Genomic DNA, 10,503 nt, shown 5'->3' with positions numbered 1-10,503 from the left:
GGCCTGCCTCCTTCCAGCCCCCAGGGACGGTGCTTCTCTCTGTCCGCGAGGATTGTGAAGGTGGTCCTCGAGCCGAGGGTTCTGAACGAGCGTACGATGCCGTTGCCCCCTCTGCGCTCTCCGGCGCCTGAGCTCCCCTCCCTGAATCCGTACTTCGTTATCATCATGGGGAGGGAGCGCTCGATCTCTTCGACGGGTGTGTTCATGGTGTTCGTCATGTTGCATTGGATCCCGTCCACCCCGTCCATCGATTTCCGTCCCCCCAGGCCGACTCCGATCGTTTCGTAGAACGCCCAGGAGGAGCGACCCTTCCCCCCGCCGATCATCACGTTGTTCATGGAGCCCCCAGATGCGGCCGGGACCCTCTCCGGAGCGGCCCTGGCAAGCGCCCTGAAGACCAGGTCGGCGTTCCTCTGGCTCGTCTCCACGTTCCCTCCTCCGACTGGGTGCGGATATGTGGGGTTGAGTAGGCACCCGACGGGGGCCTTGACTTCCACCGGTGCGAACGCCCCGTGGTTGGCAGGGATGTCGTCTCCCGTGAGGCTGCGGAGCACGAAGTATGCTCCCGAAATCGTCACGCCGAAGACTGCGTTGAGGGGGTAGTCCACCTCCTTGGCGGTTCCCGCGTAGTCGACCTCGACGCCCCCGCCGGAGACTCGCACTGCTGCCTTGAGTTCAAGTTCATCCCCGTCGGGGCCCTCAAGGACGTCAGATGCCCGATAGGTCCCTGGCCTTAGCTTCGAAAGTCGTTTCCTCATGAGGAATTCAGAGTACTCGAATGACCTGGAGGCCGCCTCGCGGAAGGCTTCCAGGCCGTACTTCGAGATGAGTTCGACCACTCGCCGTTCTCCGGTGACGTTGGCCGCCACCTGGGCCCTCAGGTCACCCCGCCGTTCCGCGGGCGTTCTGGAGGCCGAGGCGAAGCCCTCGACCGCCTTCGCAAGGATGCGTCTCCTTTTCACCAGATACGCGGGCTCGAGGACGAACCCTTCGTCAAACAGAGTGGCGGAATCGATTGAGATGCTGCCGGGCACCCTCCCGCCCACGTCCGAGTGGTGGGCCTTGTTGATTGCGAAAGCAACGAGTTCTCCCCTGTGGTGGACTGGGGCGACCGTCGTGACGTCGTTCAGGTGAGTCCCGGTCACGTAGGGGTCGTTCGCGAAGACCATCGAACCTTCTTCGAGGGGGATTCCTTCCTTCTTGCAGCAGTCGATCATGTTCCTGAGTCCCCAGGGGAGAGAGCCCAGGTGGACGGGGATGTGCTCGGCCTGGGCGAGTAGCCTTCCCGCCGGGTCGAAGATGGCAGCGGAGTGGTCCATGCGTTCTTTGATATTGGGCGAGTAGGCAGCGTTCCGCATCGCGAGCCCCATTTCTTCGCTCGCGTAGAGCAGAGAGTTCCTGATCAGATGGAGTGTGACAGAATCTTCCCTCATCTGCTCAGCCTCGTGCCGTACTCCTCGACCTTCCATTTCCAGTGAGGGTTGACCACTAGCGTCGAATCGTACTCCTCTATGATAGATGGCCCCGGGCCGGCATCGCCGGGCCGGAGGGCCTCCCGCCTGAAGACATCGACGCTCCTGACCGTGCCGCCGACCCATGCTCGTCGCCTGTCTGGCTCTTCCCTTCCTGCTGATCCGGAGGAGGTCAACCTCCCCGGGCTTGATTTCGCAACTGTGGCCCTGACCTTCGCGCTCACCACTTCGAGGATGTCTGAAGATGAATATCCGTACAGGGCTCGATGTCGGGCGTCGAAGGCCTTCCTAAGAGCCGCCACGCCCTGGTACTCTAGGAGTAGCTCGTGGGACTGGCCTCGGTATCTCGCTTCGACGTATCGCTTCGTGGTGAAACTGCGGAAGCCCTCCAGCCCCATCTCCCTTGCGGAGGTGGCGTCCAGTTCTCTGAAGATCCTGGTGAGTTCCCCGGACGGCCCGGTCGCGGGCTCGGTGAAAGTCCTCGTCAGATCTCCTGCGACGAGCCCGTAGGCAGAGAAGATACCGGCGTGGACTGGGATTACTAGTTCGGAGACGGACAGGTCCTCCGCAAGGTCGCAGATGTGGAGGGGTCCGGCTCCCCCGAATGCGAACATGGTGAAGTCTCTCGGGTCCCTTCCCCGTTCTACCGAAACGATGGATATCGCCCTCGCCATGCTGTTGTTGACGAGCCGCAGGATCCCTGTAGCAGCTTCAGATTCGCTCATTCCCAGTCGCCTCGAGAGCCTTCGGATGGAACGGGTCGCGAGGTCTCGTCGAACTGGCATCTCCCCGCCGAGGAGGTACCGTGGGTTGAGCCGACCGAGGACCATGTTCGCGTCTGTCACGGTGGGTTCGGTGCCGCCCCTGGCGTAACAGGCGGGGCCGGGGTCTGCGCCTGCGCTCCGGGGGCCTGCTTGAAGTTCACCGCCCTCGTCCAGCCAGGCCACGGTGCCGCCCCCTGCGCTCACCTCTGCGAGGTCGATGAAAGATCCCCTCACTGGGTAGCCGCTGCCCCTGATCGACCTGCCGCTGTGCGTCCTTCCGGCGGCTTCGAATTCGCTTGTCAGCTCGGGTTCTCCCCCGACCACAGTGCCTGCCTTGGCTGTGGTCCCGCCCATGTCGAAGGTCAGGACTCGCTGGAGGTGCAGCTGCCTGGCTAGCACGGTCGAGGCCACGACTCCGGCCGCGGGGCCCGACTCGATTGAGGTGACGGGGCGGCTGGAGGCGAAGGAGACAGTGCTCGCCCCGCCGTCGGAGTTCATGACGTAAACCGGGGCCCGGACGCCGATCTTTGATAGGGCGTTCTGAAGCCTCGAGAGATAGCCCGTCATCAGGGGTGCGAGCGCCGCGTTGACGGCAGTCGTGCTAGTCCTTTCGTATTCTCTGTACTGTCTGTCTACATCGCTCGAGAGGCTGATGTGTCCACTGAATCCCTTGCGCATCAGGATGTCTTTCATCTCCAGCTCGTGCTCGGGGTCGAGGTAAGAGTTCAGGAAACATATGGCGACCGATTCGAACCCCAGTCTTGTGATGCTCGCGGCAACGGACCTAGCCTGAGTGCGGTCCAATGGTTGTAGGACCGAACCGTGGGCGTCCATCCTGCACCTGACGGTGAACCTGTCCCGTCTTTCGACCAGGGGGGTGGGGCGCCGCGTCTGTAGGTCGTACAACTCCGGGCGCCGCTGCCTCCCGATTTCGAGGACGTCCCTGAAGCCCTCGTTGGTGATGAGGGCCGTCCTGGCGAGATCAGAACGAGTCAGCAGGGCGTTGGTGGCGAGCGTGGTGGCATGGGATATCAGAGAGGCCTTGCGGGCTTTATCTCCGAGACGGCGCATGGCCAGCACCACCGCCTCAATCGGGTCGTCCGAGGTGGGGACCTTCAGGACAGAAAGGGATGAGGAATCGGAAATGATTAGGTCGGTAAATGTCCCTCCTACATCGACCCCGATGGCGAGCTGCCTCTTCATCTCCGGCAAGGCCAATGGTGCGGAGCCCCATCCTTTCTGTTTATACTGAATGCCCTTGGCTGGCTGACGGGCGGATTGTTCAGCGAGTACAGAGGGATACCCTGGCAGGCAAGGCTACTCATCTATCTTAGCTTCATTCCGAACATCGCCATAGGTTTCATTTACACGGATCTGTCGTTCTTCCTGCCGAATATCCAGGGTCTTGCCCCTACCACGGCGGGACTCATCATAACAGTCATGGGATTGACACTGGTGGGTGAGAGCATCCCCCTCGGAGTCGTTGCGGATAGGTACGGGAGGAGGAAGATGCTCGTCATCGGAAACCTTTGTGCGAGTCTGAGCCTCGTAGGCTTCGCTCTGACGACGAACCTCGCTCTGCTCCTAATCGTCGCGATACTTGAAGGGACTGGCGAGGCTGCGTATGCAGTATCGGTAGGAGCCCTTCTGGCCGAGAAGGCCGGAGACCAGAAACGTACTGCGGCGTTCTCGTTGTTGGCGTTTCTGGGCTGGATTGCAGGCGCACTCGGTGGATTCGTCATCTCTTCGGTGGTGGCGTTCCAGAGCGTTGGGCTGGATACAAAACAGGCTCACATCGTCCTCTATGTGGCCATAGGTCTGCTCAATCTATCGATTACGCCGTTGATATTCAGAATTAAGGAGAGCGCTGTAGGCGCGAAAAGGAAGGAGATACTACCTCGGAAGTCTGGCCGCGTACTGAAACGATTCATCACTTACAGCGTACTCATAGCAGTCGGAGCAGGTCTCTTTGTCCCTCTGATGGCCTACTGGTTCTCCAAGGCCTATGGCGTGTCCGACGCGGTGAGCGGCCCTGTTCTCGGCCTCACTAGTCTACTGACAGCCGGAGTTGTATTCTTGTCGCCAAGGTTGGCACGGAGGCTGGGGCTCGTCAAGGCCACGGTGCTGACTCAGGGGAGTTCGACGGTGTTCATGGTCTTGATACCATCGTCACCCACGTTCTCTATCGCGGCTTCGCTCTATCTGGTAAGGGTCTTCTTGATGAACCTCTCCAATCCCCTCACCCAGTCGCTCATCATGGGCCTGGTCTCGCCAGATGAGAGGGGGATGGCCTCGGGAATAACCGCGTCGCTATGGAGGCTGCCGAATTCGTTGTCACTCTACGTTGGTTACTTCTTGATAGACAGAGGCTTCCTCGCCCTGCCGTTCTATATCGCAACCGTGCTCTACGTGGTCGGCATCAGCCTGTACTGGTTCCTGTTCAAGGACGCGAGGCTTCCCGAAGAAGGACCTGGGCCTCCTCAGGCCTTGGCCCAGTCGTCGAGCCTCGACGAATCCGAAGAGATGCGCTGAAGGTCTGCCACTCGGACGCCGACCAGTCTCACTGGCCTGCCTTCCGTTTCGAATTCGTCGAGAAGGGCCTCGACCGTCTCCTGAAGCGCCTCCTCGCTCTCGGTGTGGCTGACGAGGGTCTTCTCCCGGGTGTGGGTCTCGAAGCCCCTGAACCTGATCTTGATACTTCCGACTCTGTAGGCGAGCTTCGACGACCGCACCCGCCTCATGAGCTCCGAGACGGCGTCAGCCGCCTCTCTTCTCACCTCTCGGAAGTCCTTGACGTCCTCCTTGAAAGTCCTCTCCACGCTGAGCGATTTCGGCATCTCCTGCTGCCTGACCTCCACGTTCTCCTGGCCGTGCACCACTCCCCAGAGCCAGACGCCGTTCTTACCGAACCAAGTGAGGAGTTGTTTGCCGCCGAGGGCTTGAATCTGGCCTACGGTTTCAATCCCTTTCTCTTTTAGGAATTCGCGGGTCTTCGGACCTATGCCGGGAACGACGCCCGCGGGCAGAGGGGCGAGGAACCCAGGGACGTCGTCGAAGGGGACGACCGTCAATCCGTCAGGCTTGTTCCTGTCGGACGCAATCTTCGCGGCGGATTTGTTTGGGGCGACTCCGACGGAGCAGGTGAGTCCGTGCTTCTCCTTCACCGATTTCTTGACTTCAAGTGCGACGGTCTTCGCTGATTCTCCGTCTCTTCCTCTGCTGGAGACGTCGAGGAACGCTTCGTCGATGCTGGCCTGCTCGAACCTGTCCGCGGAGCTCTTGAGAGTCGCCATGACCTCCTCCGAAACCCGTTCGTAGAGCCCCCAGTTCGGGCGCATGTAGACCGCGTCCCGGCAGAGTCTGTAGGCCTGAGATATCGGCATCCCGGACCGGAGGCCGAACTTCCTCGCCTCGTAGGAGCAGGCTACGACGACCCCCCTGCCCTTTCCTCCTTCCGGGTCTGCGCCCACTACCACCGGCAAGCCCTTCAGCTTCGGGTTCTCCCTCACCTCGGCAGAGACGTAGAAGGCGTCCAGGTCGACGTGGAGGATTGCCCTGCGCTCGGTCTCCATGGGCTACCTATGACCCGAAGAGCGTCTGTTGATGGTTCCCCTGCGCCTTCCAATCAAGTTCCATCAGTCCGAGGAGCCTGCGGAATTCGTTTGACGACTCGGGGCTGAATCCAGCGAAGTGGTTGTTGAAGAAGATGTAGCCCGACTCGAACTTGCCTGAGGTGTCCTGGACGACCGAGGCCCAGCGCTTCATGTCCTCGGAGCGGTCCTTCTGAATGCCGGTGAACTCGGTCAGCTCTCTGTCCCCCACCATCCGCATGTAGATGAAATCCGCAGTCACTTCCGGCGGCGTCTCGAGGTACTGGTTGAGGGACCAGACCATGGCGATGTTGTTCTTCCGGAGAAGGGCATACACCTCAGGGGTGAACCAGGACTTGTGCCTGAATTCGATCGCGTGCTTGAACTCGGGGCTCAGGAGAGAGATGAAGCTCTTCATGGTGTCCATGTGGGTGGTCAGCTTGATGGACGGAGGGAGCTGGATGGCGATTGGACCGAGTTTCTCCTTGAGCTTGCTTACCATGCTGTAGAAGTAGACCAGCGTCGATTCTGAGGCCTCCAGCTTGTTGTCATGGGTTATCTTCTTGGGAAGCTTGGGGGAAAAGAGGAATCCCTCCGGAGTGTTGCTCTTCCATTGGTTGATCATGAACTGGTTCGGTATTCGGTAGAAGCTGGAGTCTATCTCGACGCAGTTGAAGGTCTTGGAATAGAATCCCAGGTAGTCCTTGGGGGCAAGGTCCTTGGGGTAGAAGATGCCCTGCCAGTCCTTGTAAGACCAACCACTGCACCCTATCCTCAGCTTGTCGAGCTCCACCACGAGGGAATCCACCTTGGAGAATCTTAAGGATTGTCGAAGGACGCCGTAAAGTGATTAGGAACTTGAAATATGATAGGCGACGACCACCGGGAAGCGAGGCAGAATGAGCAGGGCGGAATGGCACGGCCTGACGACGGCCCACCTCAAGAGGCTAGTCAAGATGGTTGCCGCTGGGATAGCTATCTTCATCGCCCTTCTCCTCGCGCTGCAGGCGGCGCTGGTCTACGCCGGAGCTGCGCCGGACTCTTCGGTCTACTGGTTCTATCCGATAATGGCTGTCCTAGGAGCCCTCTTCGGATTCGAAAGATGGTGGGCGACGGAGCAGGGCGGGAACAATCCGTTTCACGACAAGTGAGCGGGGAGGAGACGCGCCTCTCATGGTGCTCTCATAATTGAGAATCCTCTCAATCTTTATATCCGTGAGAGCGTTCGAGACCCAAAGTAGGGAAAGTTTTGTCAGAGGCCAATCCAGACATCAGACAGCAGGTAGAGGCCAACCGGGGGGCTCTGAAGAAGCTGCAGCTCCTCATACCGGGCCTAAGAGGCTACAGGAGCAAAGAGGACATCAGGGTCTCGGACGAGCTACTTAGGAACCAAGTCGCAGACAGGCTCGACCGGGTCAAGACGAACCTGGAGGGGCTAAGGAAGCAGGTGGCCGCGACCAACGACCTCACGAACCTCACAGGCGTCGGGTCTCTTATCTCGCAGGTGCAGGGGTTCAGCGGAGAAGTGAGGCATGCGGCCCAGGGGTACGCCGGCTGGGTGGCGCCAATCACGGTTAACGAAGACAAGCTCAACAAGCTTTACGATTACGATTATTCCTTCGTGAGCTCGGTATTCCAGCTGGAAGAGTCCACTTCCTCCGAGGGCCTGACCTACGACAGCTCGGCCCCGAACTCCATCCAGACCTCCCTCGGCCAGATCGCGAGGGCGGTGTCTGACCTGAAGCAGAAGTGGTCCATGAGGATTGAAATGGTGGAGGGCATAGCCCTCAAGTAGTGATTTAGGATTGTTTGGAAAGAAACCTGACGCGGTGCCTGTTACGGGGGGCAGTGTTTTCGGCTCGACTACCATAGCCTGGGATGACCAGTTCAAGCAGGGGAGCGTCCTCTGGAAGGTGCCGAGGAACATCCGCCTCAACGACAACATTGTGGTGAGGGAGGACGAGATTGCGGTCTTCTACAGGGACGGAAAGGTTCTCACCTACTTCGACCAGCCGAACAGGTATGCGCTGACGGACATCAACGCGCCGGTGGTGGGGAAGCTGCTGAAGTTCTTCACCGGAGTGGTGCAGGAGGCAGAGGTCTTCTACCTCCCGAAGCGATACCTGGACGGTAAGTTCGGGAGCGCCCAGCCATATCAATTCACCGACCCTACCTTCGGAATCGTGAACCTGCGGGTCTTTGGAGAGTACAGGTGGAAGATCTCGTCCCCGGAGCTCTTCATCAACCAGTTCGTAGGAACTTTCAACGCGGACACGTCGGACGACGTCGACGGAAGGGTCAAGGACCAGGTCGTAATCCTCGTCTACAACGCAGTCGGGAAGATGAAGGCCCAGGGGCTCAAGGTGACGGACCTTGCGGCGAACCTGACGAACATCGAGCAGGAGATCCTGGCGGCCGCCCCCGACCACCTGGGACAGTACGGAATCGAGATCAACAAGATTTCAGGCCTGACGATCAGCCTCCCAGACGAGGTCCAGAAGGCGATAGACACAAGGTCGCAGATGTCAGTGCTGGGAGTCAACTATATGCAATATCAGACCGGCCAGGCGATCGACGATGCAGCGAAGAATCCATCTGGGGGCGCAGGCGTCTTTGCAGGACTCGGGGCAGGCATCGGCGCTGGTTCGGCCATAGGGGGACAGATGGCCCAGGGGATGACCCAGGGCCAGACGAAGAGCTGCCCGAGCTGCGGGACGCTCATGCCTCTCAACACGAAGTTCTGCCCGAACTGCGGTGCGACTCAGGTCCAACCACAGGGCAGCGCGCCAGGCGGGACGAAGCCAAAGTTCTGTCCGAACTGCGGGACCGCCGTCGGTGAAAGCACGAAGTTCTGCCCAAGCTGCGGACAGCAGCTGTAGGAGGTACGCCGGATGTTCTGCCCGAAGTGCGGCACGCAGCTTCCAGACGAGGCGGGATTCTGCTTCAAGTGCGGGGCGAAGGTTTCTCTGGCTTCCGGGCAGCAGGCTTCTGCCACTAGCAAGGAACAGGTGCTGGCGCCTTCGGGGGCGACCGCCCTGAAGTGCCCGAGCTGCGGGGCCCCCATAACCCCGAAGTTCGGAGAGATGATTATCACCTGCGCCTATTGCGGGAGCAGCGTGACCCTCGGCAACGAGGGATGGAAGAGCATCAACAAGCACACGATGCTTCCGGTGAAGTTAACGAGCCAGGATGACGTCCTGAAGATAATCCACGGGCAGATGGACCGGGGCCTCTTCCACAGGCACCTTATGGAAGAGTCTCAGCTTGAAGAGATGAACCTGGCCCTGGTACCCTACTGGCTGATGCCAGTTTCAGCGAGGACGTCGCTCGTAGCCAACGACATGGCGGCTGAGGCAGGGAGCATAGCAACGACTGCGGCCCTCGCGGGCATCATGGGTGCGGCCATGAGCGGAGGTAGGCGAGGAGGCGGTGGCCTGATGGGAGGGGTCCTCCTAGGGACGATGATGGGAGGCGGAGGAATCGGGGGAGGCCAGGGGGCGAGGCGGGCCTACGAGATGGACAACGACTACAACTTTCCAGTGGTAGCTCTGAAGGCGCTGACTGAGTATCAGCCGAAGGATTACCAGTTCAACCTGGCCGACAGGGCGATCTTCGACGAGACGAAGATGAAGGGGATGAAGGTTCTCAACGGCGACCTAGGGGAGGACACTGCGAAGTACCAGGCGAAGACCATGGTCGACCAGGTGCAGTCGGAGAAGGCCCATCAGGCTCACCATATGATCCAGCAACTCTCGACGGAGTCCGACGTGGGGGACGGGGAGCTGCTCCATGCGCCGGTTTGGTTCGCGAGATACGACCACAAGGGGACGAAGATTGTGCTGGTGGTGGACGGCAATTCGGGCGGTATTATCAACAGCCTAGGCCTCTGAGTCCTTCTTCCGTTCTCCTCCCAACCCAAAATAAGGCGGCCTATCGATGCGCTGACCATGGCTACAAGAAAGCAAGGCGTCCCTCTGACCATACCTGTCGATGTCTGGCAACCACTGATGGAGGTGAGGGCCCAGCTGGACTCTCTATGCCCTGGCGCGCCTACCCCCATTGAAGAGATGCTTCGGGAGGTCGTCAACCACTACAAGCACTGCCCCAAAGCGATGGAGGAGGGTGACGACTTCTGCAAGCGGGCGCAGGCATGGAAGAAATCCGCCTAGGCAGAGTCATATAGTCGCTGACGCGTCTGAGGGAAGAGATGCCCTCGGTGGACGTGGGAAGCGCCAGCCTGTACTATGAGGAGAAGGGGAGCGGAGACCCCGTAGTCTTCGTCCACGGGATACCGACGGACTACCGAGCCTGGACCGCCCAGGCAGATCCCTTGTCGAAGAGGTTCAGAGTGTTTTCACTGAGCAGGAGGTACGCCGCGCCCAACAAGAGGGAGGGGGACGTCACCGATTCGACCGTTGGGAACAACGCAGTGGACCTGAAGGGTTTCATTGAGAAGTTGGGTATCGCGCCGGCAAACGTAGTCGGCCATTCCTATGGCGGTTTCATTTCAGCGTACCTGGCGGCAGACCACCCGGACCTGGTGAAGTCGCTGGTTCTGGTCGAGCCCGCCGTTTCGACTCTTCTCGTCGCGAACCAGAAGAGTTCCGCGCAGCTGCTTTCGCTTCTCTTGAGATCCCCCTCTGTAGCCCTAGCTGCCAGGAGGTTTCAGAGCGGCAG

Annotated in this window: 11 protein-coding genes; 7 read left to right on the top strand and 4 right to left on the bottom strand. The window is 59.9% G+C overall.

All coding sequences use genetic code 11. The features are described 5' to 3' along the window. Nucleotides 1–1,433, bottom strand: a 1,433-nt coding sequence (locus OK438_08940; GenBank protein MDA4125551.1) for a hydantoinase B/oxoprolinase family protein, incomplete at its 3' end; no start/stop codon positions are given. Further along, nucleotides 1,430–3,439 (bottom strand): hydantoinase/oxoprolinase family protein, encoded by a 2,010-nt coding sequence (locus tag OK438_08935; protein ID MDA4125550.1) that lies wholly within the window; start codon nucleotides 3,437–3,439, stop codon nucleotides 1,430–1,432. The genes OK438_08935 and OK438_08940, both read right to left, overlap by 4 nt. Before the next feature lie 75 nt (nucleotides 3,440–3,514). Between OK438_08935 and OK438_08930 the strand changes: the two genes are divergently transcribed. After that, on the top strand, nucleotides 3,515–4,768 hold the full coding sequence (locus tag OK438_08930; GenBank protein MDA4125549.1) for an MFS transporter: 1,254 nt from the start codon (nucleotides 3,515–3,517) through the stop codon (nucleotides 4,766–4,768). On the opposite strand, the gene dinB is transcribed toward OK438_08930, so the two are convergent. Then, nucleotides 4,717–5,808, bottom strand: a complete 1,092-nt coding sequence (gene dinB / locus OK438_08925) for a DNA polymerase IV (protein MDA4125548.1) — start codon at nucleotides 5,806–5,808, stop codon at nucleotides 4,717–4,719. The genes OK438_08930 and dinB overlap by 52 nt on opposite strands. Nucleotides 5,809–5,815: 7 nt before the next feature. Next, entirely contained in the window at nucleotides 5,816–6,634 is an 819-nt protein-coding gene (locus tag OK438_08920; GenBank protein ID MDA4125547.1) for a DUF72 domain-containing protein, read from the bottom strand. A 91-nt stretch (nucleotides 6,635–6,725) separates the two neighbouring features. Between OK438_08920 and OK438_08915 the strand changes: the two genes are divergently transcribed. From OK438_08915 to OK438_08890, 6 genes are all read left to right on the top strand, one after another. Next, a complete protein-coding gene (locus OK438_08915; GenBank protein ID MDA4125546.1) occupies nucleotides 6,726–6,977 on the top strand; it encodes a hypothetical protein in 252 nt (83 codons plus the stop codon). 98 nt (nucleotides 6,978–7,075) lie between these two features. Then, complete coding sequence (locus OK438_08910; protein MDA4125545.1) at nucleotides 7,076–7,621, top strand: hypothetical protein; 546 nt, start codon at nucleotides 7,076–7,078, stop codon at nucleotides 7,619–7,621. A 10-nt stretch (nucleotides 7,622–7,631) separates the two neighbouring features. Next, entirely contained in the window at nucleotides 7,632–8,705 is a 1,074-nt protein-coding gene (locus OK438_08905; protein ID MDA4125544.1) for an SPFH domain-containing protein, read from the top strand. Nucleotides 8,706–8,717: 12 nt separating this feature from the next. Continuing rightward, nucleotides 8,718–9,716, top strand: coding sequence for a zinc ribbon domain-containing protein (locus OK438_08900; protein ID MDA4125543.1), 999 nt, complete (start codon nucleotides 8,718–8,720; stop codon nucleotides 9,714–9,716). Nucleotides 9,717–9,773: 57 nt separating this feature from the next. Continuing rightward, on the top strand, nucleotides 9,774–9,995 hold the full coding sequence (locus OK438_08895; protein ID MDA4125542.1) for a hypothetical protein: 222 nt from the start codon (nucleotides 9,774–9,776) through the stop codon (nucleotides 9,993–9,995). 38 nt (nucleotides 9,996–10,033) lie between these two features. Continuing rightward, nucleotides 10,034–10,503, top strand: a 470-nt coding sequence (locus OK438_08890) for an alpha/beta hydrolase (protein MDA4125541.1), incomplete at its 3' end; no start/stop codon positions are given.

This window comes from Nitrososphaerota archaeon, from assembly GCA_027887005.1.
Classification (GTDB): Archaea; Thermoproteota; Nitrososphaeria; order Nitrososphaerales; family Gagatemarchaeaceae; genus UBA183.
This window is presented reverse-complemented; position numbering and strand designations above follow the sequence as displayed.